24 protein-coding genes are annotated in these 26,460 nt (G+C 70.0%); 14 read left to right on the top strand and 10 right to left on the bottom strand.

Annotated features, from left to right (window positions below):
- Positions 1-9 precede the first annotated feature (9 nt).
- The 4 genes from OG828_RS42360 to OG828_RS42345 form a co-directional block, all read right to left on the bottom strand.
- Positions 10-2,106 (bottom strand): glycosyltransferase, encoded by a 2,097-nt coding sequence (locus OG828_RS42360; protein WP_328504141.1) that lies wholly within the window; start codon positions 2,104-2,106, stop codon positions 10-12.
- 193 nt (positions 2,107-2,299) lie between these two features.
- Complete coding sequence (locus tag OG828_RS42355; RefSeq protein ID WP_210571255.1) at positions 2,300-3,322, bottom strand: DNA-directed RNA polymerase subunit alpha; 1,023 nt, start codon at positions 3,320-3,322, stop codon at positions 2,300-2,302.
- Positions 3,323-3,539: 217 nt separating this feature from the next.
- A complete protein-coding gene (locus OG828_RS42350; protein WP_328504140.1) occupies positions 3,540-5,186 on the bottom strand; it encodes a CocE/NonD family hydrolase in 1,647 nt (548 codons plus the stop codon).
- Positions 5,187-5,208: 22 nt separating this feature from the next.
- Positions 5,209-6,549, bottom strand: a complete 1,341-nt coding sequence (locus OG828_RS42345) for a CitMHS family transporter (protein WP_328504139.1) — start codon at positions 6,547-6,549, stop codon at positions 5,209-5,211.
- A 167-nt stretch (positions 6,550-6,716) separates the two neighbouring features.
- On the opposite strand from OG828_RS42345, the gene OG828_RS42340 reads away from it, so the two are divergent.
- The 3 genes from OG828_RS42340 (at position 6,717) to OG828_RS42330 (ending at position 9,893) form a co-directional block, all read left to right on the top strand.
- Positions 6,717-7,637: a LysR family transcriptional regulator gene (locus OG828_RS42340; RefSeq protein WP_328504138.1), complete on the top strand. Its 921-nt coding sequence runs from the start codon at positions 6,717-6,719 to the stop codon at positions 7,635-7,637.
- Positions 7,638-7,765: 128 nt separating this feature from the next.
- Positions 7,766-8,986, top strand: coding sequence for a CaiB/BaiF CoA transferase family protein (locus OG828_RS42335; protein ID WP_328505034.1), 1,221 nt, complete (start codon positions 7,766-7,768; stop codon positions 8,984-8,986).
- On the top strand, positions 8,976-9,893 hold the full coding sequence (locus OG828_RS42330) for an HpcH/HpaI aldolase/citrate lyase family protein (RefSeq protein WP_328504137.1): 918 nt from the start codon (positions 8,976-8,978) through the stop codon (positions 9,891-9,893). The genes OG828_RS42335 and OG828_RS42330 overlap by 11 nt, the downstream gene beginning before the upstream one ends.
- Here OG828_RS42330 and OG828_RS42325 read toward each other — a convergent pair whose 3' ends face one another.
- Positions 9,894-10,910, bottom strand: coding sequence for a D-2-hydroxyacid dehydrogenase (locus OG828_RS42325; protein ID WP_328504136.1), 1,017 nt, complete (start codon positions 10,908-10,910; stop codon positions 9,894-9,896). It lies immediately after the preceding gene.
- Positions 10,903-11,049, bottom strand: coding sequence for a hypothetical protein (locus OG828_RS42320; RefSeq protein ID WP_328369231.1), 147 nt, complete (start codon positions 11,047-11,049; stop codon positions 10,903-10,905). Before OG828_RS42320 ends, OG828_RS42325 begins: the two co-directional genes overlap by 8 nt.
- A gap of 338 nt (positions 11,050-11,387) precedes the next feature.
- Here OG828_RS42320 and OG828_RS42315 point away from each other — a divergent pair, with 338 nt between their 5' ends.
- From OG828_RS42315 to OG828_RS42300, 4 genes are all read left to right on the top strand, one after another.
- Positions 11,388-12,743, top strand: coding sequence for an MFS transporter (locus OG828_RS42315; RefSeq protein WP_328504135.1), 1,356 nt, complete (start codon positions 11,388-11,390; stop codon positions 12,741-12,743).
- 30 nt (positions 12,744-12,773) lie between these two features.
- Positions 12,774-13,439 (top strand): HAD-IA family hydrolase, encoded by a 666-nt coding sequence (locus OG828_RS42310; RefSeq protein WP_328369226.1) that lies wholly within the window; start codon positions 12,774-12,776, stop codon positions 13,437-13,439.
- A 36-nt stretch (positions 13,440-13,475) separates the two neighbouring features.
- On the top strand, positions 13,476-14,870 hold the full coding sequence (locus OG828_RS42305) for an NAD(P)/FAD-dependent oxidoreductase (RefSeq protein WP_328504134.1): 1,395 nt from the start codon (positions 13,476-13,478) through the stop codon (positions 14,868-14,870).
- Positions 14,871-14,995: 125 nt separating this feature from the next.
- The gene (locus tag OG828_RS42300; RefSeq protein WP_328441839.1) at positions 14,996-16,597 is read left to right on the top strand and encodes a PucR family transcriptional regulator; all 1,602 of its coding nucleotides are present in this window, start codon (positions 14,996-14,998) and stop codon (positions 16,595-16,597) included.
- A gap of 3 nt (positions 16,598-16,600) precedes the next feature.
- On the opposite strand, the gene OG828_RS42295 is transcribed toward OG828_RS42300, so the two are convergent.
- Positions 16,601-17,464 carry a helix-turn-helix domain-containing protein gene (locus OG828_RS42295; protein ID WP_328505033.1) on the bottom strand — a complete coding sequence of 288 codons (864 nt, stop codon included), beginning with the start codon at positions 17,462-17,464 and terminating at the stop codon, positions 16,601-16,603.
- 582 nt (positions 17,465-18,046) lie between these two features.
- A complete protein-coding gene (locus OG828_RS42290; RefSeq protein ID WP_328504133.1) occupies positions 18,047-18,895 on the bottom strand; it encodes a winged helix-turn-helix domain-containing protein in 849 nt (282 codons plus the stop codon).
- Positions 18,896-19,230: 335 nt separating this feature from the next.
- Here OG828_RS42290 and OG828_RS42285 point away from each other — a divergent pair, with 335 nt between their 5' ends.
- Together OG828_RS42285 and OG828_RS42280 are read left to right on the top strand one after the other, a co-directional pair.
- A complete protein-coding gene (locus OG828_RS42285) occupies positions 19,231-19,665 on the top strand; it encodes a peptidase inhibitor family I36 protein (protein WP_328504132.1) in 435 nt (144 codons plus the stop codon).
- A gap of 32 nt (positions 19,666-19,697) precedes the next feature.
- Positions 19,698-20,612, top strand: a complete 915-nt coding sequence (locus tag OG828_RS42280; RefSeq protein WP_328504131.1) for a hypothetical protein — start codon at positions 19,698-19,700, stop codon at positions 20,610-20,612.
- 406 nt (positions 20,613-21,018) lie between these two features.
- Here OG828_RS42280 and OG828_RS42275 read toward each other — a convergent pair whose 3' ends face one another.
- Complete coding sequence (locus tag OG828_RS42275) at positions 21,019-21,441, bottom strand: secondary thiamine-phosphate synthase enzyme YjbQ (protein ID WP_328504130.1); 423 nt, start codon at positions 21,439-21,441, stop codon at positions 21,019-21,021.
- A 124-nt stretch (positions 21,442-21,565) separates the two neighbouring features.
- On the opposite strand from OG828_RS42275, the gene OG828_RS49700 reads away from it, so the two are divergent.
- From OG828_RS49700 to OG828_RS42255, 5 genes are all read left to right on the top strand, one after another.
- Positions 21,566-21,649, top strand: a complete 84-nt coding sequence (locus OG828_RS49700) for a putative leader peptide (RefSeq protein WP_349817350.1) — start codon at positions 21,566-21,568, stop codon at positions 21,647-21,649.
- 133 nt (positions 21,650-21,782) lie between these two features.
- Positions 21,783-22,673, top strand: a complete 891-nt coding sequence (locus OG828_RS42270; protein WP_328504129.1) for an ABC transporter permease — start codon at positions 21,783-21,785, stop codon at positions 22,671-22,673.
- On the top strand, positions 22,646-23,404 hold the full coding sequence (locus tag OG828_RS42265) for an ABC transporter ATP-binding protein (protein WP_328369207.1): 759 nt from the start codon (positions 22,646-22,648) through the stop codon (positions 23,402-23,404). The genes OG828_RS42270 and OG828_RS42265 overlap by 28 nt, the downstream gene beginning before the upstream one ends.
- 29 nt (positions 23,405-23,433) lie before the next feature.
- Positions 23,434-24,459, top strand: coding sequence for an ABC transporter substrate-binding protein (locus OG828_RS42260; RefSeq protein WP_328504128.1), 1,026 nt, complete (start codon positions 23,434-23,436; stop codon positions 24,457-24,459).
- Between the two features lie 53 nt (positions 24,460-24,512).
- Positions 24,513-25,580: an NAD(P)-binding domain-containing protein gene (locus tag OG828_RS42255; protein WP_328504127.1), complete on the top strand. Its 1,068-nt coding sequence runs from the start codon at positions 24,513-24,515 to the stop codon at positions 25,578-25,580.
- Positions 25,581-25,592: 12 nt separating this feature from the next.
- On the opposite strand, the gene mltG is transcribed toward OG828_RS42255, so the two are convergent.
- The gene (mltG, locus tag OG828_RS42250; RefSeq protein WP_328504126.1) at positions 25,593-26,432 is read right to left on the bottom strand and encodes an endolytic transglycosylase MltG; all 840 of its coding nucleotides are present in this window, start codon (positions 26,430-26,432) and stop codon (positions 25,593-25,595) included.
- Between the last annotated feature and the right edge of the window lie 28 nt (positions 26,433-26,460).

Genomic DNA, 26,460 nt, shown 5'->3' with positions numbered 1-26,460 from the left:
GGGTCAACGTCAACGCAGACTCTTGTACGGAACGGGACCGCCGATCTGTTCAGCGGCCGAGCCGGACCGCTTGACGCGGTGCCACTTCAGCCGGCTGCCGAGCAGCAGGGCGACCAGGGACTGGATGACGACCAGGTACATCAACTGCCGGTAGACGATGATCTGGAACGGCATCGTCCACAGCGTCCGCAGCCGCTCACCGTCGAGTCTCAGGGCGTAGCCGGACGTGACGAGCTGGACGCCGAGGAAGGCGAACCACACCAGGGCCGACTCCAGCGGATCGCGGAACAGCACCCCGTACAGCGCGTAGACGTCGATGACGGGCGCGAGGAGCGGCAGGGCGATCTGGAAGAGCGCGATGTACGGCAGTCCGCGCCGGCCGAACCGCCCGGCCGTGCCCATGCCGAAGAAGGCGCCGCGGTGCTTCCACATCGCTTGGATCGTGCCGTAGCACCAGCGGTACCGCTGCTGCCACAACTGGCGCACCGACGTGGGCACTTCGGTCCAGGCGACGGCGGACTCCTCGTACAGCACCCGCCAGCCCGCCCGCCACAGCGCCATCGTGAGGTCGGTGTCCTCGGCGAGGGTGTCCTCGCTGAGCCCGCCGACAGCCAGCACCGCGTCCCGGCGGAAGGCGCCGATGGCACCGGGCACCGTCGTCATGCACTCCAGGACCTCGAACATGCGCCGGTCGAGGTTGAACCCGAAGACGTACTCCAGGTGCTGCCATCGGGCCAGCAGCCTGCGGCGGTTGCCGACCTTGGTGTTGCCGCTGACAGCGCCGACCGCAGCGTGCGCGAGCGGCTGGATGAGCCGCTGAACGGCATCGCGCTCGAAGACGGTGTCGGCGTCGACCATCACCACGATGTCGTACCGCGCCTGCGCCAGCCCGGTGTTGAGGGCGGCGGCCTTGCCCTCGTTGGGCTTGCGGATCACCTCCACGCGCGGATCCCCGATCCCCTCGGCGATCTCGGCCGTACGGTCGGTCGACCCGTCGTCGATCACGATGATCTGCAGCGCCTGGTGGGTGGAGTCGAGCAGCGAGCGGACGGTGGACTCGATGCCGACCTCTTCGTTGTACGCCGGTACGAGCACCGTCACCGGCCCGGTCACCTCCCGCATCCAGGGCGCCCCGGGCAGGAACCGCTCCAGTCTGCGCACATGGGCCCGGGCGAACAGGGCGAGGAGCAGCAGCCGCAGCACACCGAGGCCGCCGGCGAGGCCGAGGGTCCAGATCATGGCCGTGGAGAAGGCGCGCCCGGCGGCCGTGGCCCAGATCAGCCCCTGCCCCTGCCAGCGGTCGACGGTGGAGGCGGACGAGTAGGGGACGAGATCGAGCCCCGCGGACACGGTGGTGAACCGGTCGACGTTCCGGTTCCCGAGCAGCTTCTTCGCCTCCTGGTACGCGCCGGCCGTCTGGCTCAGCTGCCTGACCGTCCCCAGCGCCGGCTTCCGCGACCCCTTGTCGGCGGCGACGAGCACATAGCCGTAGGCGGTGGCACGCCGGGCCGCCTGCCACTCGCGGCCGCACAGGGTGTCCGGTGTCGTGGTCCGCGGCATCCGCAGCAGATTGGTGTGCAGGCCGGTGGCGCCCGCCAACGCGGCCTGGGTCATGCCGAGTTCGGCCTCGAAGCGGGGCGGCGAGGCCTCGCCGAGAACAGCACCGGTGTACGTGTTGGAGCCGATCTCGTGCCCCTCGGCACGGATCCGCCGGATCAGCTCGGGGTACCGCGCCGCCTGGGCGCCCTTGACGAAGAAGGTGGCGCGAGCCCCCTTCGTGCGCAGGAGGTCGAGCAGGCGCGGAGTCCAGACGGGGTCGGGCCCGCCGTCGAAGGTGAGCGCCACGGTGCGGGGCGGCATCGCCGCCGTCTGTATCCCGCCGCGGTTGATCCCGATCACCGGCCCGCCCTTCGCCACGGCATCCGGCACGGGCGAGGTGCACGGCGACCGCGTCTTCGCGGCATCGACCTCGTGCTCGGTCCAGCCCTGGAAGAGCAGGGCGGCGAACAGGGCGGGGAGGGTGAGCGCCAGTAACAGCCAGTGGCCGCGGGGGTCACGGGTCTGCTTGTGACGGGCCTTCTGCCGGGACTTCAGCCCGGCCGTCACGGAAACCCACCTCCCCCGGGGCCATCACCTCTGCCCACGGCGGAGGTGATCTTCGTCCACTGCTCGGCGAGGCTGGGGGTACGCATGGGGCGCGAGTGTAGTTACGGGGTTTCGATTACGGGTGCACAACACCGATCTTCACAGGGGGCACCGCATGAAGTGCCCCGCTCGCGCCCCCGGCGCGGCGCAGCGCTCAGTACTCCTCGGTCTCGACGAACCCGGAGTCCGCGTCATTGTTCGCGCCGAAGGCGTCGACAGCGGCGGTGGGGTCGAATCCGGGCGGGCTGTCCTTGAGGGCCAGGCCCATGCCGTGCAGCTTCGCCTTGACCTCGTCGATGGACTTCGCACCGAAGTTGCGAATGTCGAGGAGATCGGCCTCGGAGCGCGCGACCAGCTCACCCACGGAGTGGACGCCCTCACGCTTGAGGCAGTTGTACGACCGGACGGTGAGTTCCAGCTCCTCGATCGGCAGTACCAGATCGGCGGCAAGGGCGGCGTCCGTCGGGGACGGACCCATGTCGATGCCCTCGGCGTCGATGTTGAGCTCACGCGCCAGACCGAACAGCTCGACCAGCGTCTTACCGGCCGACGCCATCGCGTCACGCGGACGCATGGCCTGCTTGGTCTCGACATCGACGATCAGCTTGTCGAAGTCGGTGCGCTGCTCGACACGGGTCGCCTCGACCTTGTACGTGACCTTCAGCACCGGCGAGTAGATCGAGTCGACCGGGACACGGCCGATCTCCTGACCGACCTGCTTGTTCTGCACGGCGGAGACATAACCACGGCCACGCTCGACCGTGAGCTCCATCTCCAGCTTGCCCTTGCCGTTGAGCGTGGCAAGGACGAGGTCGGGGTTGTGCACCTCGACACCGGCCGGGGGCGCGATGTCGGCGGCCGTGACCAGACCCGGGCCCTGCTTGCGCAGGTACATCACGACCGGCTCGTCGTGCTCACTGCTCACGACCAGCTGCTTGATGTTGAGGATCAGGTCGGTGACGTCCTCCTTGACGCCCGGCACGGTGGTGAACTCGTGCAGGACACCGTCGACGCGGACGGACGTGACAGCCGCACCCGGGATCGAGGACAGGAGGGTACGGCGGAGAGAGTTGCCAAGGGTGTAGCCGAAGCCCGGCTCCAGCGGCTCGATCACAAACCGGGAGCGGAACTCGTCGACGACCTCTTCGGCCAGGGACGGACGCTGAGCAATCAGCACGAGGTGTTGCCTCCAGTGGTTCGGCGCCCGGGGATGTGACGCCGTGGTCTCCACGAAGGATACGGGCGATACGGGTGATACGGCCTCCGAAAAGACCGGACCACCCGACTCCGTTCCTCTGCCGACCAGTCGGCGGCCCCAGTTGTCACAGGAATGGCGCCCGAGCTCCGGCAGGAACGGAGCCCGCCGATCAGCCGCTCCTACTCCTGGGCGGCAGTCATTCGGAGCGTGGCCGGGACTGGTACAGCCGGGTGTGACACCGGCCTTCGGACTCCAGTCCAGTGAGGTGCACCGCCGATCCGTGAAGCCCGACCTTGAGCGCCACGCGGCCCGTCGGCACGTCGGAGTCGATCTCCGGGTAGTCGTCGCTGGAGATCCGCAGCACCAACCGGTGTCCGGCCGCGATCCGGTAGTGCGTGGGCCAGATGTGCACGTCCAGGCCGTGGAACGCGCCCGGTGTCACCGGCGCGAGTGCGGTGTGCCCGCGGCGGTGGCTGGCCTTGAGCCAGCCGGCGGTGATTCTCGTCCGTGTGCCGTCGGGTGTCTCGTCGTACAGCACCGCGGCGATATTGCCGTCGGTGGCGGTGAACGCCGCGCGGAGCGACACACTGGCGTCTCCGGCCAGGACCAGGTCGCGCCTCAATGCCCTGGTGGAGAAGGTGAGTTGTTGGTGGCTCTGCGGCGCCTCGGTACCCGTGTCGACCTCGAAGGTGGCCTCGCCTCCGGCGCCGGGGGCGGTCCCGAGCGAGCCGTCGCCGCGCAGCGCGAGCGTCAGGGTACGGGCGCCGCGGGGCGGCCACGCGTCCCACTGGTGCCAGCCTGTGCCGATGCCGGGGCCGGGGATTTCGTACGAGGTGATGCGCGCGGCCGGCAAGGGGGCACGGGGGTCACCGGCCAGCCAGCGGTCCCACCACGCCAGATAGGGGCCGGGCCCGATGCCCGCGTGCTGGGTGCGTGGATCGCCGTGTTCCCAGGGGCCGGAGACGAGCCACACGTTCTGGGGCCGGGCGAGGTGGTTCTTGACCATGCCGTCGCGGTAGCGGTCGTACCAGCCGTTGATTTCGAGGGTGGGGACGGTCAGCCGGTCCCAGTGGGCCATGACGCTGCGGCCGCGCCAGAAATCGTCGTAGAGCGGGTGCGCGGCGTACGTCTGGAGCGTCGCGGGCGCGGTTGCCTGCTGCCAGTCGCGGATGCGGGGCGAGTAGATTCCGCCGCGATAGATCGTGTTCTCGTACCAGTCGTGCAGGCCGTTCGTCGGGATGATCGCCTTGAGGTGCGGGGGCCGGTTCACGGCGGCGAGGAGACTGGTGTGTCCGCCGTAGCTGACGCCCATCTGACCTATGCGGCCCGTGGAGGACAGGTGCCGGGCGAGCCATTCGATCGCGTCGTGGTTGTCACGCTGTTCCTGCGGACTGAAGGGGTCCACCGTGCCGGGCGAAGCCCCGGAGCCGCGGACCTGGCACACCAGCGCGTTGTAGCCCCGCTCCACGAAGTACGACGCCGCGTGTCCGAAGTGCTCCAGGTTCGCGGGGTAGGCGGTGTACTCGTACATGATCCCCGGGAAGCGGCCGGTGGCCGCCTTGCCGTCGGGGCCGGCGGGCCGGTAGAGCTGGGCGGCCAGATGGCTGCCGTCCCGCAGCGGCACTCTGACGTCCTCGCGTACGACGCCGAACCGCGCCGGACGGTCGTAGGAGAAGAACGGGTCGCCCGGCACACCGGCTGTCGCACGGACCGGCGCCGCGGATGCGGGCCGGGCGGGGGCGAGGGCGGCCGTCAGCGCGGCGGTGACACCGAGTCCGCACACGGTGCGGCGGGGCAAAGGCAGGGCCTGCCGTGTGCTTCCGGTGCCGGTCGGCTCGCGCATGTCGATGTCTCCTCACGGTGGTTCACAGGGATATGGCGCCGGTGAGCAGTGCTGCCGCGGTCATGACGAGGGTCGTGCCGAAGGCCCAGCGGAAGATGAAGCGCTGATGTTCGCCGAGCTGGACTCCGCTCATGCTGACGAGGATGAACGTGGAGGCGGTGAGCGGGCTGAGCGGGAACCCGGTGGTCATCTGGCCGAGGATCGCGGCCCGTGCGATCTCCGCCTCGTCGCCGCCGAAGCCGGACGCCGTCTGGGCGAGGACGGGGAGCACCCCGAAGTAGTAGGCGTCCGGTGTGAAGGCAAGGCTCAGCGGCATGCCGGTGACGGCCACGATCGGCGCGAGGTGTCCACCCAGCGAGTCGGGCACGACCGAAACCAGCGCCTCCGCCATCTCCGTGATCATCTCGGTGCCGGTCAGGACTCCGGTGAAGACGCCCGCTGCGAAGATCATCGTGGTGACGAGGACGACGCTCTTCGCGTGCTTCTCCAGAAGGTCCTGCTGTGCCTCCCACGTGGGGTGGTTGACGAAGAGGGCGAGCGCGAAGGCCAGCGCGAACAGCACCGGCAGCGGCATGACTTCCATGACGAGCGCCACGATCAGCGTGACGGTCAGGACGGCGTTGAACGCGGTCAGCCAGAGCTGCGGGCGCCCTTCCCGCACCACGAGGGGCGTACCCGGCCCGTCCCCGGCGGCACGGCCGGCGAGCGGCCCCGCGTCGTCCTGCTCCTTGGCGGTATCCGGACCGAGCGCGGCGAGGCGGCGGCGCTCGCGTCGGCCGATCCAGTACGAGGCGAGCAGCACCCAGACGATGCCGCAGCCCATCGCCGGGAGGACGGGTGTGAAGACGTCCGAACTCTCCAGTTCCAGCGCCGCCATGGCCCGCACCGTCGGCCCGCCCCACGGGATCATGTTCATCACGCCCGCGCCCAGGCAGACCACCCCCGAGAGGACCAACGGGCTCATGCCCAGGCGCTTGTAGACGGGCAGCAGCGCGGAGACGGTGATGAGGAACGTCGACGCGCCGTCACCGTCGAGGGCCACGCACATGGTGAGGACGGCGGTGCCGACGGCGATGCGTGCCGGGTCGTTCCGGGCGAGGCGAACGACGCGGTTGATCAACGGGTCGAAGAGCCCGGCGTCCACCATCAACGTGAAGTAGAGAACGGCGAAGGCGATCATGATGCCGGTCGGGGCCACCGTGGTGAGCCCTTTGAGGATCATGTCCCCCATGTCGCCGGCGAAGCCGCCGACCAGGGCCGCCAGGACCGGCAGCAGCACCAGCGCCACCAGGACGGAGACCCGTTTGGTCATGGTGAGCAGGAGGAACAGGCCGATCGTGGAGAACCCCAGCGCTGCCAGCATGGTCGTCGCTCACCTTCTCGTACGGCTCGAGGGTCCCCCGGCACTCCCGGTGGCCCGTGCTGCGGATGAGTGTCGGAGCGGCAGCGAATCGGCGTCCAGCATCAAACCGAGATCTATCCATGCTGTTCACGCATCAATGGGCGCGTACGGCCATAAGCTCGCTCGTCATGGACAGCACTCTTCGTCAACTCAGCGCCTACGCCGCCGTGGCCCGGGTGGGCAGCTTCACCGCGGCCGCCGCTCAACTGCGCGTCTCCCAGTCCTCGCTCAGCCGCGCGGTGGCCGACCTGGAGCGGCAGGTGGGCGCTCGACTCCTCGAACGCGACACCCGGAACGTCGAGTTGACAGCCGCCGGCGTCGAGGCGCTGCGCATAGCCGAGCAGATCGTGAATGCCCATCAGTCGGGCATGAAGGAGCTGGAGCGCTTCCTGCTCGGTGAGTCGGGGACGGTCGCCGTGGCCACGCTGCCGTCGGTGGCCGCGGTCCTGCTGCCCGAGGTGATCCTGGACTTCCGCCGGCAACGGCCGCAGGTGGCCGTGCAGATCATGGACGGACTGGAACAATCGGTACTGAGCCGAGTCCTGACCGGCGACGCGGACTTCGCCATCACTACCGGTGAGCCGTCGGGGCAGCTGGAGCACCGCCCTTTGGTACGCGACCGGTTCGTGGCCGTCCTGCCGCCGGACCATGCTCTGTCCGACCGTCCCGAGGTCACCTGGGACGACCTGGCACGCGAGCCCTTCCTCGCCGTCGGCCGCGCTTCCAGCGTGCGACGCCTGACCGATGCCGCGTTCGCACAGGCCGAGGCCCGGTCGGTGCCGGCCGCGGAGGCGGGCAACGTCGCCACGGTGGGCGGACTCGTGGCAGCCGGGCTCGGGGTCACCGCGATGCCCGCCCTGGTCCTGCCCCTCCTCGGGACGGGCCCGTTCATCCACAGACCGCTCGTCGAACCGACTCTGCACCGGCGCCTCGACATCGCCCTGCGCGCGCGCCGCCCACTCCCGCCGGCGGCCGACCGGTTCCTGGAGACACTGCGGGAGTTCCGTGCGCGTCGGCACGAGCTGCCGCCCGGCGTGTCCTGGGCCTGATCTGCCGCCCCTCCGACTCATGCGTGAACCGCAAGGATTCATAGCCGTTTGTTGCTGGACTCACATGCTCACAGCTCGGCAGGCTGATTGGTGCCGCCGTCAAGCGAGTTGGGGAGCAGAGGGTGTCGATGGTGTCGATCACGGGTCAGGATGCCGGTGGCCAGGGCCAGCTGCACGGCCTCAAGGTCGTGGAGTTCGCGCACGTGGTGGCGGGTCCGCTGGCCGGCTCCTTGCTTGCCGACCAGGGCGCGGACGTCGTCCATGTGGAGCCGCCGGGCGCCGGTGACGCGGCACGGGCGATGGGCCCCACCAAGGACGGCCACCCGCTCTGGTTCAAGGTCGCCGGCCGCAACAAGCGGTCGGTCACGCTCGATCTCCATCAGGAGTCCGGGCGGCGGGTCGCCCAGCGTCTCGTCGCCTGGGCGGATGTCGTCATCGTCACTCTGCGCGCCGGCCGGCTCCGCTCGTGGGGGCTCGACTGGGAGTCCGTGCATCGCGTCAACCCCAAGGCCGTTCTGTTGCAGATATCCGGCTTCGGCGCCACCTCGTCACGCGCCGACGAGCCCGGCTTCGGCAAGGTCGGCGAGGCCCGCAGCGGCGTCGTGCATCTGACCGGCTTCCCCGATGCCCCGCCCGTGCACACCGGCTTCTCGCACGGCGACGCGGTGACCGGGCTCATGGGCGCCTACGCGGTGCTCGCCGCACTGCACCGCCGCGACCACGACCCCGACTTCGACGGCGAGTGGATCGATCTCGCCCTCTTCGAGCCGCTGTTCCGGCTCGTCGAGTGGCAGGTCATCGTCCACGACCAGCTCGGCACGGTACCCGGACGCTCCGGCAACCAGCTCGCCGTCGCCCCCGCCGCCGTCATCAACACCTATCGGTCGAGCGACGACGAATGGATCACGGTGACGTCGGCGACGCTCCGCTCGGTCCGCAACGTCGCCAAGCTGCTCGGGTTCGACGAGGCCGACTTCGCCACGCCGCAACAGCAGTTCGCCGGGCGCGCCCGCCTCGACGACGGCCTGCGAGCGTGGGTGGCCGAGCGCACGGCGGCCGCCTGCCTCGAAGCGTTCTCACAGGCCGAGGTCGTGGCGTCCCGTGTGTTCAGCGCCGCCGACATCGCCGAGGACCCTGTCTACGCCGAACGCGGCGACATCGTCACCGTCGACGACGCCGACCTCGGCCCCGTACGCATGCAGTCCGTGATTCCCCACTTCCGGCAGCGACCCGGCACCATCTGGCGGACCGGCCCCGCCCTGGGCCAGGACAACGACCTCGTCTACCGCGAGTGGCTCGGGCTGAGCGAAGACGAGCTCACCGACCTGGAGAAACACGGTGTCGTCTAACCCCGCTCCCCTCCCCCGCCCACCCCTGCGCTCCCTGCTGTTCGTCCCCGGAAACCGTGCCACGCACTGGCTTCCCAAAGCGCGGGCGGCCGGGGCGGACGCGGTCGTCCTCGACCTGGAGGACGCGGTGCCGCAGGCCGAACGCGCGGCCGCCGTCAGGCAAGTGACCGAGGCGCTCGCCCGCCGGGCCGACGGCTCCCTGCCGGGACCGGCCCTGTTCGTCCGCGTCACCCCACTCGACACGTGGAGGGCCGCCGACGAGCTGCGCGCCCTGTGCGGCCCCGGACTCACCGGAATCGTGCTGCCCAAGGTGACAGGCCCCGGCGACATCCGCTTCGCCGACCGGCTCCTCGCCTGGAGCGAGCACGAACACGGCCTGCCGCACGGCCACTTGGCCCTCATCCCCCTCCTCGAAACCGCTCGGGCCCTGCGCGAGGCCCACGCCTGCGCGACGGCCGCCGCACGCGTCGCCCACCTCGGCGCGATCACCGGGGCGGGCGGCGACGTGGAGCGTGCGATCGGTTACCGCTGGAGCCCGGAAGGCGCCGAGACGCACGCCCTGCGCGCCCGCGTCCTGCTCGACGCGCGCGCCGCGGGAACCCCGCATCCGGTGGCCGGGCTGTGGACCCGTATCGGCGATCTCGACGGCCTGCGCGCCTTCGCCGAGCAGAACCGCTCGCTGGGTTACGCGGGCATGATGGCGATCCACCCCTCCCATGTCCCCGTCATCAACGACGTGTTCGCACCCAGCCCGGCCGAACTCGCCCGTGCGGCACGACTGATCGCCGTGGTGGAAGAGGCCCAGGCGTCCGGCGCCGGCGCGGTGACGTTCGACGGGGAAATGGTGGACGAGGCGATGGCCGCCACGGCTCGGGCGCTGCTGGAGCGGCACACCGATACGCACTGATCAGAAGGCCCCGCGAAGTGAGGTGTCACCCGGGTGCGTCACGCGGATCCGCTCCCGGACGTAGCCCTTGTTCTTGTCGACCACGTTCCGCAGCGGCCGGCCCTCGTTCCTGCGTATCAGGTTGTCCAGGAACAGGTCCGCCAGGTCGGCACGCCAGCCGGTCACCTCACCCGCCGTGTGCGGAGAGACGATCACGCCTGGCAGGTCCCAGAGCGGTGAGGCGGCGGGCAGTGGCTCCTGGGCGAAGACGTCCAGAGCCGCACCGGCGAGCCGACCGTCGGCAAGGTGACGTATCAGCGCCTCCTCGTCGACCAGGGCGCCCCGGCCGACGTTGACCAGCCGGGCGCCGCTCTTCATCGCGGCCAGGACGGACGCGTCGACCATGCCGCGGGTGTCCGGGGTGAGCGGGGTGGCGAGGACGACGTAATCCGCCTCCGCCAGCGCGGTCCGCACCCGCGCTCCCGCGTGGACCAGGCCGAAGTCGGGGTCGTCCGCGCGGGCGGTGCGTCCGGCTCCGGTCACCCGCATGCCGACGGCACGCAGCATGCGGGCGACGGCGCGGCCGATCGGCCCCGTTCCCCAGACCAACGCCGTGCGTCCACCGATGCGTTCGCTGTCGCGCGGTCGCCACTCACGGCGCCGCTGGTGCTCCCAGGTTCCGGGAAAGTCCTTGGCGAGGGCGATGATCAGGCCGAGGACGTACTCGGCGATGGCCTGGTCGTACACGCCGCGCGAGTTGGTCAGGACGACGTCCGGGTTGCCGACAAGCGCGGGGAAGAGCAGCGAGTCCACTCCGGCGGCGGCCACGTGGACCCAGTCGGGCGCCAAGGCCGGGTCCTCGGGCCAGGCCGCGGCGACCACCGGGGTGATGGAGTGCCAGCACAGGACGATGTCCGCACCGGGCAGCAGGAGCGGCAGTTCCTCCTCGGTGGCGTACACCGTGTCCGCGAGGCGTTCGATCCGTGCGGGATCGGGCGGCAGGATGCCGCGGTGCAGGACGACGAGCCGGTCAGCCACGGGCGTCCGCCACGGGGATGGCGAGGTACTCGTACTCCGGGAACCCGTCGATACCGACGCGCCCGAAGAGGTGGACTCCCTCCCCGCGTTCGGCGACGACGGGTGCGGCCTGACGCAGGTGCTCGGACAGTTGGCCCATACAGCGGCGCTCCCGGGGGTTGGGAAGGTGCGGGGGGACACCCGACACCCTGTGGGCGCGGGGGCGGGAGGGTCAACGACCACGGTGTTCCATGGGCCCGGCATGTGTGGACGGTCTGTCAACCGGCGCCGGGCCGCGGAACAGACTGTCCATTCGGCGGCCGCCGAGCGAACACCGTGTTCATTGACGGTGGCCGCCCGCTGAACCAGGGTGATGGCCAACCCCGGACCGTCTCGCCCCCGCTCGGCGACCTTCCGGTCTCTCCGGTGTACAGCGACGTACGCCTTCCTGCTCGACGCACGTCCCCTCCCCGCCCCGCGTCCCCAGGAGTCTCACGCATGTCCACGACCTCAGCTGCCACGGGCGGCGCCTCGTCCCTCGACGACGCGCCCGTCACCTCCTTCCATCGCCGGATCGTGCTGGTCGCCATGGGCGGCCCGTTCTGCGACGGCTATCTCCTCGGCGTGATGGGTGTGGCCCTCGGGCTCATCACCCCCGCTCTCGCGCTCGACACCCTGTGGACCGGCCTGATCGCCGCGTCCGTCCTCGTCGGTGTGTTCATCGGCGGTGCGGTCTTCGGACCGATCACCGACCGGGTGGGCCGCCACCTCATGTACGTCCTCAACTTCGTCGCCTTCGTCGTTCTGTCGGCGCTCCAGTTCTTCGTCACCGAGGCCTGGCAGCTGATGGTGCTGCGGCTGCTGATCGGTATCGCGATCGGCGCCGACTATCCCATCGCCTCCGCCCTCACCACCGAGCTGGTGCCCCGCCGGATGCGCGGCCCGGCCCTGTCCGGGCTGGTGCTGGCCTGGTGGGTCGGGTACGGCGTGAGTTTCTGGGTGGGCTGGGCGCTGACCGGGCTCGGCGACGACTCCTGGCGCTGGATGCTCGCCTCCGGTGTCGTCCCGGCGGTGGTCTTCCTCGTCTTCCGGGCCGGCATCCCGGAGTCCCCTCGCTGGCTGGCCTCGCGCGGCCGGATCGAGGAGGCGCAGGCCGTCGTACGCAAACACCTCGGCCAGGAGATCGACACCGACGAACTGCTCGCGGAGACCCGCCAGGAGCAGCGCGGCGGTTCCGGCCTCGGCAACCTCGTCGAGATCTTCCGACGCGGCTACGCGGTCCCGGTCGTCTTCTGTTCCGTCTTCTGGATCTGTCAGGTGGCGCCCGCCTTCGCCGTCCGCTCCTTCCAGCCTCAGATGCTGTCCGCGTTCGGGGTGGAGAGCACCTACGGTTCCAGCGCACTGATCACCACGATCGCCGTGCTGGGCATCGCGCTCGGTCTGGTGGTCGTCAACCGGATCGGCCGCCGCTCACTGCTGATCAGCACATTCATCTGCATCAACGTCTCCCTGATCGCGCTCGCGGTACTGCCACTGCACTGGGCGTTCCTCGTCGTGACCCTGTTCGCGGCCTTCCAGTTCTTCGAGGCGGCCGGCAGCGGACTGCAGTTCGTCTACCCGAGCGAGCTCTTCCCGACCGACCTCAGAGCCACCGGCGTCGGCATCGCCACCGCGATGAGCCGGATCGGCTCCGCCACCTCCACGTTCCTGCTCCCCATCGCCGCCGAGGACCTCGGGGTGCGCGGCACGCTCGGGGTGGCGGTCGCGATCACCCTGGCCGGCCTCGCCGTGTCGTACTTCCTCGCCCCCGAGACCAAGGACCTGGACCTGGCCGAGGCCAGCAGCCGTTCCTGAACACCCCTCCCTCTCTTAGGAGTTCACCGCATGCGCAAGGTCGTCAGCTTCGACTGCTACCGCACCCTCATCAACTTCGACACCCGGGCCGCCACCCACGAGATCGTCAAGGACCGGCTCGCCGAGATCGGCGTCGACGCCGACCAGTTTCACCACGACGCGTACGTCATGCGCTTCCAGGGCGTCGTCGACGCCTACCGTCCCTACCGCGAGATCGTCCGCAGCACCCTGCGCAACGTCATGCTGCTGCACGGCCTGGAGTACAGGGACGAGGACGGCGAGGCGCTGATCGAGGCGATCAAGAAGTTCAAGCCGTTCCGCGAGGTCCCGGACGCACTGCGCCGCCTGAAGAGCGAGTACGACATCGCGATCCTCTCCAACAGCGAGGACGACCTCATCCAGTACGCGGTCGACGAACTGGGCGTCGAGTGGGACTACGTCCTGACCGCCGAGCAGGCCGGCGCGTACAAGCCGCTGCCGCAGGCCTTCGAGTACCTGATGCAGGCGACCGGCCGGGGCCCGCAGGACATCATCCACACGGCCCAGGGCTGGGAGTACGACATCATGCCGACCAAGCGGTACCCGGGCATGCGGCGCATCTGGGTCAACCGGTACGGCTTCCCGGGCTCGCCCGCCTTCCAGCCGTACGAGGAGATCAAGGACCTCTCCGGGCTGCCAGGTCTGCTCGGCGTCTGACCCTCTCCCGGTATCCGCTCCGAAAGGACTCCCCCCTTGAGCACCCCCACGCTCGGCCGCCCCGGACCGGTGAACGGCCGGATCTCCCACTGGTTCTCCGAACTGCCCACTCCCCGGCCGTCGTTGCCCGGCGACCGCGACGCCGATGTGTGCATCGTGGGCGCCGGCCTCACCGGACTGTGGACGGCCTACTACCTCAAGCAGGCCGACCCGTCACTGCGGATCACGATCCTGGAGGCCGAGTTCGCCGGGTTCGGCGCCTCCGGGCGCAACGGCGGCTGGGCCTCCGGTCTGGTGCCCGGAGCCCGGGACCGGCTGGCCAGGACGTACGGGCGGGATGCCGTCCTCGACCACCAGCGGGCGATGAACGAGGCCGTCGACGAGATCATCGCCGTCGCCGAACGCGAGAACATCGACGCGGACATCGTCAAGAGCGGCACCCTGCGGGTGGCGCGGACGCCGGCGCAGGCCACCCGGCTGCGGCACAAGACCGAAGCAGACCACGAGTGGGGGGTCACGGCGGCGGTGATGCTCACTCCCGAGGAGGCGGCCGAGCGGATCGACATCGCCGGAATGACGGCGGCCGCGTACACCCCGCACTGTGTACGGCTCCAACCCGCCTCCCTGGTCCGGGGGCTCGCCGCGACGGTCGAGCGGCTCGGCGTGACCGTGTACGAGAAGTCCCCGGTCACGGCCATCAGGACCGGGCGGGCGAGCACCCCGCACGGCACGCTCAAAGCCCCCGTGATCCTGCGCGCGACCGAGGGCTTCACCGCGTCCGTCAAGGGACTGCGGCGGACCTGGCTCCCCATGAACAGCTCGATGATCGTCACGGAGCCGTTGCCGGAGGAAATGTGGGAGGAGATCGGCTGGGCGGGCCGGGAGACCCTGGGCGACACCGCACACGGACATCTGTACGCGCAGCGCACCCGGGACGACCGCATCGCGATCGGCGGGCGCGGGGTGCCGTACCGCTTCGGCTCGCGCACCGACACCGACGGACACGTCGACAGCCGTACGATCGCCCAGCTCATCGACACCTTGTATGCGGTGCTGCCGCAGACCACGGGCGCCCGCGTCGACCACGCCTGGTGCGGGGTGCTCGCGGTGCCCCGCGACTGGTCGGCGACGGTGGGCCTGGACCGCGACACCGGCCTCGGCTGGGCCGGCGGCTACGTCGGCCACGGCGTGACCTCGACGAACCTCGCCGCCCGCACGCTCACCGACCTGGTCCTCGGCCGTGACTCACGGCTGACCCGACTGCCCTGGACGGGGCACCGCCCCGGCACCTGGGAGCCGGAGCCGCTGCGCTGGCTCGGGGTACGCGGACTGTACGTCGCCTACCGGCTGGCGGACCGGCACGAGGCGGGCGGACGGACGCGGACGTCCCCGATCGCCACGATCGCCGATCTCATCGCCCGGCGCCCCTGACCGGCGTCGGCAGCACGCTCCTGAGCAGCACTGTCACACCTTGCGCTGCCTCGTCCCACCCTTCAGAGTGGTCCGGAACCACGTGCCGGACCACTCGGTACGACGTCTCCCGGGAGCCAGCGCCCATGCCGTTCCTCACGGTTGCCGACGTACTGCGACTGCCGGTCATCGCCGCCGGTCTCCCCCGGGTGGCGGCCGGCGGGGAACAGCTGGGGCGTACCGTGCGCTGGGTCCACGTCACCGAACTGCTCGATCCCGCCTCCTTCCTGGAGGGCGGCGAGCTGGTGCTCACCACCGGCATGCCGTACCCCTCGGATCCGACCCAACTGCGCGGCTATGTCGACCAGTTGGCGGACGTCGGGGTGGCGGGCCTGGTCGTGGAACTGGGCCGTCGGTACCAGCAGGCGCCCCCCGAGCTCGTCACGGCGTGCCGGGAGCGCGATCTGCCGCTGATCGTGCTGGCGCGCGGGGTGCGCTTCATCGAGGTCACTCAGACCGTGCACGCCCTGATCCTGGACGCGCAGGGCGAACTGCTGCGGCGTGCCCAGCAGGTGCAGGAACTGTTCACCTCCCTCACCCTGCGCGGCGCGGAGCCCGAGGAACTCGTGCAGACCGCGGCGGACCTCGCCGGCTGTCCGGTCGTGCTGGAGAACCTGATCCACCACGCGGTCATCTGCGTGCAGGCCGGCCACCCGGGCGGACAGATCCTGGAAGCCTGGCCACGCCGCTCACGCGCCGCCGCGACGCCGGACCGCGCCGCGGTCAGCGGGCCCGAGGGCTGGCTCATGGCGCCGGTCACGGAACGGAGCAGCCCATGGGGGCGCCTGATCATGCTGCCTCTGGCCGCCGGACCGCCGTTCGGCCCCGAGCACACGATGATTCTGGAACAGGCCGCGACCGCCCTCACGCTGGCCCGGCTGACCGGTCGCCCCTCGTGGGACCGGCGTGCCCACAGCTCCGTCCTGCTCGATCTGCTGCACTGGCGCTACCGCAGCCGCACCGAGGCACGGCTGCGCGCCGAGGCTCTCGGTCTGCCCACGACCGGCCACCGCCTCCTCCCGGTCGTCGTCGACCACGCGGCGGCGCCCGGCGGCGGCACGTCGGTGGCCGATCACCTCGCCGGGGAACTGCACACCGCCGGCGTCAAGGCCTTGGTGGGGAACCTTTCCGAGCGGCGGACCGGCCTCCTCATGGCCCTGGCCCGCGCGAGCGCGTGGCGGCCGGTCGCCGAACGGGTCGCCCGCGATCTGCACGCGGTGTTCGGCGAGGACGTCGTCGTCGCGGTCGGCCCGTCGGTCACCGAACTCGGGGAGGTCACCGGGTCGTTCCGCCAGGCCGAGCAGGTCGCCGACGCCATCGGCCCCACGTCACGGGGCCGCCCGTTCCACGTAGCCTCCGATGTGGGCCTGCCGGAACTGCTGTACTCCCTGCGCGACGACGTCCGTGTCCAGAAGTATGTGGAACAGCAGCTCGGCCGCCTCCTCCGCCACGACGCACGGCACGGCAGCGACCTGCTCACCTCCCTGCGCGCCTACCTCGACGCGGCCGGCAACAAGTCGATCGCCGCCAAGCACGTGGGTCTGTCCCGCCAAGCCTTCTACCAGCGTCTGCACACCATAGAGCGCCTCCTGGCCACGGACCTGGAGTCCGGCTCCCAGCGCACCCAGCTCCACGTGGCGGTGACGGCCCTGGACGCGCTGCACGGTCCACCGATGGTGTCTCAGTGACGGCTATGTCGCTGCCCAACTGGCGAGGAGCTTGAGCCGGTCTTCGGAAGACGTGCCGGGCTCGGCGGTATAGATCGTCAGGTCGTACACCGCACGGTCGGACAGAGGCAGGTCCATGGACCGGTACACCAGTTCCAGGCGGCCGACGTCGGGGTGTTGCAGCCGCTTGATGCCGTCGTGGCGGATGCGGACATGGTGGGCCGCCCAGTGAGTACGGAACTGGGTGCTGAATGTGGACAGTTCGCCGATGAGTTCGCGCAGGGCGCGGTCGCGCGGTTCGCGCCCGGCTTCGGCGCGCATCAGCGCGACGGTGGTCACGGCGGCGGCCTCCCAGTCCACGAACAAATCGGCTGAGCCCGGATCGAGGAAGAGGTAGCGGGCGATGTTCGGACGGCCGCGCCGGTCGATGGTGCCGCTGTCGAACATCGGTGCGTGCAGAGCGCGGAACAGCGCGTTGTGGGCGATGACGTCCATGCGGCCGTTGCGTACGAACGCCGCCGACTTCGTCATGGAGTCGAGCATCCACTGGACGGAGGGCGGCACCTCGACGTCCCTGCGGCGGCGAGGTGCACTCCGGGCGGGACCGGCTGCTTGGACAAGGTCGAACAGGTACCTGCGCTCATCCTCGTCCAGTTGCAGGGCCCGGGCGACCGCTTCCAGGACGGGGACGGACGCCTGCATGCGCCCCTGCTCGACCCGGGTGTAGTAGTCGGTGCTGATGGAAACCAGCTGCGCGACCTCCTCGCGCCGCAGCCCGGGCACCCGTCGTGGGCCTCTGGTGGGCAGTCCGACCTGTTCCGGGGTGATCCGGGCGCGTCGGCTTGCGAGGAAGTCCCGGATGTCGGATCGCCGCCCGGAAGAGCGCACCGACACCGTGCGCTGGAACCCCGAGGCCCTCGACGAGATCCTCTCGAACGACGAGGACTGCCCGCCCTGTTCACCAACGCCCGCATCCTGACGATGGACCCGCTGATCGGGACCATGACAGGCGCCGGCCTCCTGTTCGTCGGCTCCCTGGGCGTGGGGGTCGGTCCCGCCATCGTCACCGCGGCGGGCGACGACGACGCCATCGTCATCGACTGCGCGGGTATGACCATCGCCCCCGCCGTCGTGGACACCGTGGCGCTGGCCGGCGGCCGTGCCCACCGCTCCGAGTACGTCGCGACGCTGACCCCGGGCAACACCCCCGACTGCCTGGTAGTGCCCGACGAGCTCGCCGCCGACGTGCCGTGCGCGGTGGCCGCGCTCATGACCCGGCCGGATCAGGTGCGCGCACTCGTCACGGCCGGCCGGTCCTGTGGGCCGACACCGACGTCTCCGGCCAGGCCGTCCGGCGGAGGACTTCTCTGTCCAAACATCGGAGGGTGGTGTAGTGCCGCTGGCGGGCGATGGCTCCGGTGTCGTTACTCATGGTGCTCCAGAGCAGGGCGGTTGACCGATCTGCTCCGGTCAGGCGGGGAGTTGCGGCAGCGTGCCGTTGAGCAGGGCGATACCGAGGCCGGTCACCGAATGCAGAGTGGCGCTGTGGTGGCGCTGGCTGGAGGTGAGGGAGGCTTCGCGCAGCGCAGTGAGATGGCGACTGGTGTTGGAGGGGGTCAGTCCGGTACGGCTGGCCAGCTCGGTGGTGCTGCCGGTGCCCTCGGCCACCGCCTGCAGCAAGCTGGTCCGTGCCGGACCCAGGATGGCGATGAGCGGCCTGTGATCGTTGTCGGCGGTGCCGGGGGAGGCCCAGTTGGGTTGGTGCTCGATGGGGTAGACGAGGACCGGATCATAGGAGGAGTCGACGAGGGCGGTGGGTGTGTACCGGCAGAAGAACGACGGCTGCAGCAACAGCCCACGGCCCTTCAGGTGCATGTCCTGATCGACGGGATAGTCGAGTTCCAGGACCGGATAGCTCCAGCGAGCCGACGTATGCAGGGTGTTGAAGACCGCGTCCCAGCCGGCCGTGGCGAGCGTACGGGTGCGCAACTGCAGATCCTTGCCGACCTGGGTGCGTATCCGCTCCCAGTACGGCGCGAGGCAGGCGGTGAAATAGCTGTCGGCGACGTCCCCGATCAGGTCGAGGAGGTGAGCCTCGCCGTCGGCCAGATCCCCCACCCAACGCGGCAGATGCCGCTGGGGGTTGAACCGGGTGTACGTCTCCAGGTCACCGCGCAGGCGGGAGCGCGGCGTCGCGCGCAGGGCCTGTGTCTGCTCGGGTAGGCCCGCACCGGTCCGCGGTGTGAGGAAGTCGCAGCTGTAGCCGACCGCCGGCGCCAGGGCCGAGAGCATGCGGGTCGCAGCCGGGACGTGGGGCACGACTTGGCGTCGCCATGCTCCGAAGAGCACGGAGGCGTCACGGCGTTGGAGACGGTGGAGGCTGATACACAGCTCCCACATCGGGTCTGGGCCCTCGGCTAATCGCGTGTGGGCCAGATCCTCTGAGGCGAAATGGATCCTCAGCATCCGTTTCCATCCTGACTTCTTCTTTTGCGGTCAAGACCCGTGGTTGGCGTGTGCCGTGACCGGCTCGGACCAGGGATATTGCGTTCTGCCGCATACTTCTACCAGCTTTCCTGGGAGTGGCTGCATTCTCTTTTCGGACAGGAAAGCATGCACAGCTCCAAGCATCCGTAAAAGGAGAGAGGACAGCCATGCGAAAGATGCTGGCCGCAGCCGCAGGATCCACGCTATTGGTGCTGGGCGGTCTCACCGCAGCGCCCGCCACGGCGAGTTCCGACGAAAGGGTGGAGCCGCTCCTCACCTGTGCGGCCGGAGATACGTGCTTCTGGGTGAACAGCAACTACGGCGGTGCCCGGGGCCGCGTCGCGGGCGACAACCCCAACTTCACGGCCTTCGCGCAGAGTCAGTGCCGCGGTGGCACCTGGAATGACTGCATCAGTTCCATCGCCAACCGCGGCAGGGAGTGCACGGTCTACTACTGGACGGACGCCGGTTACAACGGCCGCTATCACAGCCTCGGCAGGAACGACCAGGTTCCTGACTTCGGGGCGGCGCCGCCCGTCGGCTACAACGACCCGGCGTTCAACGACACGATCAGCTCCAACCACTGGTGCTCGCCGAGGTGATGAGGCGACCCTCAAGGGTCCTGTGGCTCACCGTGGCCGCCCTTGCCGCCGTGTCCGGCTGCGCCGACGCTCAGCCGGACACGGGGGCAACGCCGCTGCCGAAGCCGCCCGCGTTCAGCGGGCGGCTGAGCCCGGAGGCGCTCGACATGGTGACCCGGTCAGGGAGTTGGCCGCGGGCGCAGCAGACCCTGGATACGGCGGTCAACAAGCTCGTCCACCGGTGTATGAAGGACAAGGGCTTCACCTACCCCGCAAAGCGGGCCCCGCTGCCGACGTCGCTCGACGACACCGCCGCAGTCGTGGACCTCCCCGGCCGCAGAAGCCACGGCTATGCCATCGCCACCACGCCCGAGCAGTCAGGGCCGCCACCGGCCCCGTACTACACGGACCTGCCGCCGGACCGGAAACGCTCCTTCGACCTGGCCTTCTCCGGCCCCTCGGATTCTGGCGACGACGTCTCGACGGGCACCGGGACCGTACGAGTACGGCGGCAGGGCTGCGACGCCGAAGCCCGCCGCGACCTGACCGGCGACGTCACGGTGTGGGCCCGCATGTACTACGCCCCCGAAGCCCTCAATGGCCGCCTCGACGCCAAGGTACCCAAGGCCCGGGAATTCACAACCGCAATGTCTGCCTGGCGTTTGTGTATGGCGGCACGAGGGTTCGCGTACCGGACTCCAGAGGAGGCACGCGGCTCTCTGAATCGCCTTCTCCTGGAGAACAACGGCCGAAATGAGTCGTCGAAGGAAGAATTCCGGAAACGCGAGATTGCGGTCGCCGTGACTGATGGAGAATGCGCCATCGAGGCCGATGTCCCCGGAACAGCTGTGCGGGTTCGACGTGCACTCATCGCCACTCTTCCGAAGAAGGATCAAGCATTTTTGGCCGAATTGGCGAGTTACCAGAGCGAAGCACTAAAACGGGCGGAGGCGATCCTCCGCCGGTGACCCAGGCTCACGGCAACGGGTCGCAAGCGATGGGTCCCCAGGCCGGTGGGGGCAGGGCTTGATCAAGCCCTGCCCCCAGAGGGAGCGCGGCGTGGAACGCGCTCCCTGGTCGAGTCGTACGTGGCCATGTAGAGCTGGTCTCCGGGCGGCGCTTTGGGGGTGCCGCTGCGGGGGCGCCGTTCCGGGGTGAAGTTGGTCTCGGCCGCGGGTTGGTCATCCGCTCGCCTTCACCCCGAAAACCCACCCTCGACGGCGGAAACCTGCCCGCCCCGGCCACCACGGCTGCACCCCAGGAAACAACTGCGATCGAGGCGCACTCAAGCTCCGCCTTCGCCGCACCTGAAACCGAATGCCTGCCCGTTTGGCCCGGCCGGACATTACACCTGAGGTCGTCACGCGTCGCCCCTCAGCCGAGGAACGACAACCGAACCTGCCTGTTCGAGTTGTCCCGATTCGTGTCCACCAGGCACACCGACTGCCACGTCCCCAACTCCAGCCGCCCGCTCAGCACCGGCAGCGTCGCGTGGGGTGGTACGAGTGCCGGGAGGACGTGGTCGCGGCCGTGGCCGGGGCTGCCGTGGCGGTGTTGCCAGCGGTCGTCGGCGGGCAGGAGGGTGTGCAGGGCGGCGAGGAGGTCGTCGTCGCTGCCCGCGCCCGTCTCGATGATCGCGATGCCGGCGGTGGCGTGGGGGACGAAGACGTTCAGCAGGCCGTCGCGGTCGGCGGCCGTCTCCCGCAGGAAGGTCTCGCAGTCATGGGTGAGGTCGACGACCCGCTCCGTGGAACCGGAGGTCACGTTCAGCACGCGAGTGGTGAAGGCATCTGACATGCTTCCCATCCTCGCGCACACGACCCAACGCGCACGTCATCGGACCGGACGGGTCCGCCACGAGGGGTCCACACCGCGAGACGGGCGTTGACCGCGCGCATGTCATCTGGCTACTTTCGGCCGCATGTTGCGTTCAGCCCTGCTCACCACGCGCGGTCACATCGACCTGCTGCGGGTGGCCTCTGCCGCGTGTCGCCGCGGCTGCTGACGCCCTTCTCTCGCATTCCTCGCGCCTGCGCGCCCTCCTGCCCGAACGTCTGATGCGCTGATCCGCATCGGACGCGGTGGCGCGCATGCGCATCTCCTCACCGGCCGCTCCCCCATGAACCCATGGAGCATCCATGAGCATCAGCCATGCCCGGCCCGGCCCGCACGAACCCGATATTTCGCCTATGGGCAAGAAAGGCAGTCCCGCTTCGGCCCCCTCCCCCGACCTCGTCCCCCTCGTCCCCGCCTCCTCCCACCGCACCCGCGTCCCCCGCTGGCTGCGCCGCACCACCGGCCCACTCCTGCTGCTGGGGCTCTGGCAACTGCTCAGCGTCACCGGCGTGTTGACCGCCGATGTACTCGCCTCACCTGGCCGTATCGCGCAGGTCGGGAGTGATCTGATCGCCGACGGTTCGTTGCCGTCCGCCATGGGGACCTCGCTGCAGCGGGTCGCGTTCGGGCTGCTGCTGGGCACGGTCGTCGGCACCGGACTGGCCTTGGTGTCCGGGCTGTTCCGGGTCGGGGAGGATCTCGTCGACGCCCCGGTGCAGATGCTGCGGACGGTGCCCTTCGTGGGGCTCATCCCGCTGTTCATCATCTGGTTCGGTATCGGCGAGGCTCCCAAGGTCGCCATCATCACGCTCGGTGTGACCTTCCCGCTGTACCTCAACGTCTACGCCGGGATCCGGGGCGTGGACGCCCAGTTGATCGAGGCCGGGGAGTCCCTGGGGCTGTCGCGGTGGGGGCTGGTGCGGCATGTCGTGCTGCCGGGTGCGCTGCCCGGCGCGATGACCGGGCTGCGCTACTCGCTCGGCATCGCCTGGCTCGCGCTCGTCTTCGCCGAGCAGGTCAACGCGGATTCCGGCATCGGGTTCCTCATGGTGCAGGCGCGGGACTTCCTGCGGACCGACGTGATCGTGGTCTGCCTGGTCGTCTATGCCTTCCTCGGCCTGTTGGCCGACTTCGTCGTCCGCTCCCTCGAAAGGCTGCTGCTGCAATGGCGACCGACGTTCACCGGCCGGTGAACCCCAAGGTGAGTCCTCAGTCCCCTCAGGCCGTGCACGTCGATGGGCTGACCCGCTCCTTCGACGGGCGTGCCGTCATCGACCGGCTCCGACTCGACGTCCGGCCGGGCGAATTCGTCGCCCTCCTCGGCCGCAGCGGCTGCGGCAAGTCCACCTTGCTGCGCATCCTCGCCGGGCTCGACCGCGACATCGAGGGCACCGTCCTGGTGCCGCGCCGCAAGGCCGTCGCCTTCCAGGCGCCGCGGCTCATGCCGTGGAAGAAGGTGTGGCGCAACGTCCTGCTCGGCCTTCCGGGCAAGCCCGGCCGTGCCGTCGCCGAGCAGGCGCTCAAGGAGGTCGGCCTGGACCACCGTACGGACGCCTGGCCCAAGACGCTCTCCGGCGGCGAGGCCCAACGCGCCTCCCTCGCACGGGCGTTGGTGCGCGAGCCCGATCTGCTGCTGCTCGACGAGCCGTTCGGGGCGCTGGACGCGCTCACCCGCATCAAGGCCCAGCGTCTGGTGGGCGAGTTGTGGCAGCGCCGTGGCTGCGCGGTGCTGCTCGTCACGCACGACGTCGAGGAGGCGGTCCTGCTCGCCGACCGCGTCCTCGTGATGGACGACGGTGTCATCGCGCACGAGCAGGAGATCGACCTCGACCGGCCCCGTGACATCACCGACCCCCGGTTCGCGGAACTGCGCGCCGGGCTGCTGGAACGGCTCGGCGTCGACACCGCCGCCGAAGCCGCCTGAACTCCCTCACCCCGAAGAACGGATCCATCATGCGACGACGCCTCGTCCCCGCCGCGCTGCTCCTCCCCCTCGCCCTGCTGCTCACGGCCTGCGGCGGGAGTTCGTCCGCCAGCACGGGGTCCGACACCGACGGCAAGGGCTCGCTCACCCTCAACGTCGGTGATCAGAAAGGCGGTTCCGAAGCGATCCTGCGCGCCGCCGGAGAGCTCAAGGACCTCAACTACAAGATCAAGTGGTCCACGTTCACCTCCGGCCCGCCGCTCCTCGAAGCCGTCAACGCCAAGGCCGTCGACATCGGCGGCGTCGGCAACACCCCGCCGGTCTTCGCAGCCGGGGCCGGCTCCAAGATCAAGGTGGTGGCCGCCTGGCACGGCACGTCCCAGGGCGACGCCGTCCTCGTGCCGAACGGGTCCAAGCTGAAGCGCACCGGGGACCTGAAGGGCAGGTCCGTCGCCGTCGCGCAGGGGTCCTCCGCGCACTACCAGCTGGTCGCCTCCCTCAAGGCGGCCAGGCTGACCCTCGGCGACGTGCAGGTCAAGTACCTCCAGCCGGCCGACGCGCTCGCCGCCTTCACGTCCGGCAAGGTCGACGCATGGGCGGTCTGGGACCCGTACACCTCGCAGGTGCTCCAAGCCAAGCAGGGGACCGTTCTCACGACCGGCGAAGGCGTGACGAACGGTCTCACGTTCCAGGTGGCGGCGCCCTCCGCGCTTCAGGACAGCACGAAGACGGCAGCCATCGAGGACTACCTCGGCCGACTCCGCCGGGCCTACGACTGGGTGTACGACCACCCGGAGGCATGGGCGAAGGTGTGGGCCGAGGAGACCGGGCTGCCGTACGAGGTGGCACTGGCCTCGGTGAAGCGGACCAACGCCTCCCGGGTCGCGGTCGCCGTGGACAAGCCGCTCATCGCCTCGGAGCAGGAGATCGCCGACACGTTCGCCGATCTGAAGCTGCTCCCGCACCGGGTCGACTTCGCGGAGTTCACCGACGCCCGCTTCAACGCCAACCTGCCGCCCTCCACCGCCAAGCCCCGCGTCTACAAGGACTCCTGATGGGAGCATGATCCGGCGGGAAGATCCATGCACCCCACGCGGTTAGTAGAAGCGTGAACAACACCGAGGTAGTCGTCATAGGCGCCGGCCAGGCAGGTCTGGCCGGCGCCTATCACCTGCGGCGCACCGGATTCGAGCCGGACCGGGACTTCGTGATTCTCGACCACTCCCCCGGGCCCGGGGGCGCCTGGCAGTTCCGGTGGCCTTCGCTGACGTACGGCAAGGTGCACGGGATGCATGCGCTGCCCGGGATGGAGCTCACGGGCGCCGACCCGGCGCGGCCGTCCTCCGAGGTCATCACCGAGTACTTCGACAGATACGAGCGCACCTTCGATCTGCGGGTACGGCGGCCCGTCGATGTCCACGCCGTGCGCGAGGGCGACGCGGGGCGGCTGCTCGTGGAGACCTCGGACGGTGTGTGGTCGACCCGGGCGCTGATCAACGCGACGGGAACCTGGGACCGGCCGTTCTGGCCGCGCTATCGCGGTCAGGAGACCTTCCGGGGGCGGCAGTTGCACACCGCGCAGTATCCGGGACCGGAGGAGTTCGCCGGGCTGCGGGTCGTCGTGGTGGGTGGAGGTGCGTCCGGTACCCAGCATCTGCTGGAGATCGCCCCGTACGCGGCGGCCACGACCTGGGTCACCCGACGGCCGCCGGTCTTCCGCGAGGGGCCCTTCGACGAGGACGCCGGTCGTGCGGCGGTCGCGCTGGTGGAGGAGCGGGTGCGGCAGGGGCTGCCGCCGCGGAGTGTGGTCTCCGTGACGGGGCTGCCGTTGAACGACGCGATTCGGCAGGGGCTCGCGGACGGGGTCCTTGACCGGCAGCCTATGTTCGACCGGATCACCCCGGACGGGGTGGCGTGGAACGACGGGCGGCACGTGCCCGCCGACATCATCCTGTGGGCGACCGGATTCCGGCCCGCCGTCGACCATCTGACACCGCTGAAGCTGCGTGAGCCGGGCGGTGGGATCCGGCTCGACGGGACCCGCGCGGTCGCCGATCCGCGGGTCCATCTGGTCGGCTACGGTCCGTCGGCGAGCACCATCGGTGCCAACCGGGCGGGCCGTGCGGCCGTGCGGGACATCAGGCGGCTGCTCGCCGAGGAGCCGGTCGCTGCGTGATGTCCACGCCGGTCACGTCTTCGCCTGCGGGCGCTTCTGGAGGGAGTTGAACTCCGCCACGTTGCGCTGGTGCTCGGCGTAGTCGGCCGTGAAGCGGGTGTCGCCCCGCTTGACCGTGACGAAGTACAGCCAGTCACCCGGCGTCGGAGTGACCGCGGCGCGCAGGGCCTGCTCGCCGGGGTTGGCGATGGGCGTGGGCGGCAGCCCCATGCGCTGGTACGAGTTGTAGGGGCTCTCGATTCGCAGGTCGTCGAGGGTCGTCCGCACGGTGGAGCGGTTCAGGGCGTAGTTGATGGTGGAGTCCATCTGGAGCGGCATACCGCGTTCGAGCCGGTTGTGGATGACCCGGGCCACCTTGCCCATCTCGGCCTTGGTGGAGGCCTCGGCCTCCACGATGCTCGCGATGGTGACCGCCTGATAGACGTTCATCGCGTTGCGCTGCGCGCCTGCGGCGATCGGGACGCCGTTGAACCGCTGATGGGCCGTGTCGACCATCGACGACAGCAGCGCCTCCGGCGTCGCCTTCTCGTCGATCGGATACGTCGCCGGGAAGAGATAGCCCTCCGGGTTGCCCTCGGCGTCGGCAGGCAGCTTCAGGTTTGCCTTGCCCAAGGACTTCTTCGTGGTGCCCGGCGGCAGCTCGAGGGCCTTGTCGACGGCGTCGTAGACCTGGCCCGCGCGCCAGCCCTCCGGGATCACCAGGGACACCGGCTTGGTCTCTTCCTCGCCGCCCAGAGTGAGCAGCGGCACCGCCACGGCGGTGCCGGCCAGGACGGCCCCGGTCGCGATGAGGGCGATACGGCCCCGACGCGTCAGTCGCATGGTGCTTCGTGGCGGAGTGTTGAAGTGCATGCGCAAACCGTAACCCGCATATCGTCAC

This window comes from Streptomyces sp. NBC_00457 (genome assembly GCF_036014015.1).
Taxonomy (GTDB): Bacteria; Actinomycetota; Actinomycetes; order Streptomycetales; family Streptomycetaceae; genus Streptomyces.
The sequence above is the reverse complement of the archived record's forward strand: the minus strand, read 5'-3'. Positions and strand labels throughout refer to the sequence as shown.

Excerpts from the sequence above, each read along its gene's own strand:
- OG828_RS42260 (WP_328504128.1), top strand. The coding sequence starts at position 23,434 with ATGCGACGACGCCTCGTCCCCGCCGCGCTGCTCCTCCCCCTCGCCCTG.
- OG828_RS42320 (WP_328369231.1), bottom strand. The coding sequence starts at position 11,049 with ATGGGCCAACTGTCCGAGCACCTGCGTCAGGCCGCACCCGTCGTCGCC.
- OG828_RS42300 (WP_328441839.1), top strand. The coding sequence starts at position 14,996 with ATGCCGTTCCTCACGGTTGCCGACGTACTGCGACTGCCGGTCATCGCC.
- OG828_RS42315 (WP_328504135.1), top strand. The coding sequence starts at position 11,388 with ATGTCCACGACCTCAGCTGCCACGGGCGGCGCCTCGTCCCTCGACGAC.
- OG828_RS42285 (WP_328504132.1), top strand. The coding sequence starts at position 19,231 with ATGCGAAAGATGCTGGCCGCAGCCGCAGGATCCACGCTATTGGTGCTG.
- OG828_RS42310 (WP_328369226.1), top strand. The coding sequence starts at position 12,774 with ATGCGCAAGGTCGTCAGCTTCGACTGCTACCGCACCCTCATCAACTTC.
- OG828_RS42275 (WP_328504130.1), bottom strand. The coding sequence starts at position 21,441 with ATGTCAGATGCCTTCACCACTCGCGTGCTGAACGTGACCTCCGGTTCC.
- mltG (WP_328504126.1), bottom strand. The coding sequence starts at position 26,432 with ATGCACTTCAACACTCCGCCACGAAGCACCATGCGACTGACGCGTCGG.
- OG828_RS42265 (WP_328369207.1), top strand. The coding sequence starts at position 22,646 with ATGGCGACCGACGTTCACCGGCCGGTGAACCCCAAGGTGAGTCCTCAG.
- OG828_RS42335 (WP_328505034.1), top strand. The coding sequence starts at position 7,766 with ATGGTGTCGATCACGGGTCAGGATGCCGGTGGCCAGGGCCAGCTGCAC.
- OG828_RS42350 (WP_328504140.1), bottom strand. The coding sequence starts at position 5,186 with ATGCGCGAGCCGACCGGCACCGGAAGCACACGGCAGGCCCTGCCTTTG.
- OG828_RS42345 (WP_328504139.1), bottom strand. The coding sequence starts at position 6,549 with ATGCTGGCAGCGCTGGGGTTCTCCACGATCGGCCTGTTCCTCCTGCTC.
- OG828_RS42270 (WP_328504129.1), top strand. The coding sequence starts at position 21,783 with ATGAGCATCAGCCATGCCCGGCCCGGCCCGCACGAACCCGATATTTCG.
- OG828_RS49700 (WP_349817350.1), top strand. The coding sequence starts at position 21,566 with ATGTTGCGTTCAGCCCTGCTCACCACGCGCGGTCACATCGACCTGCTG.
- OG828_RS42340 (WP_328504138.1), top strand. The coding sequence starts at position 6,717 with ATGGACAGCACTCTTCGTCAACTCAGCGCCTACGCCGCCGTGGCCCGG.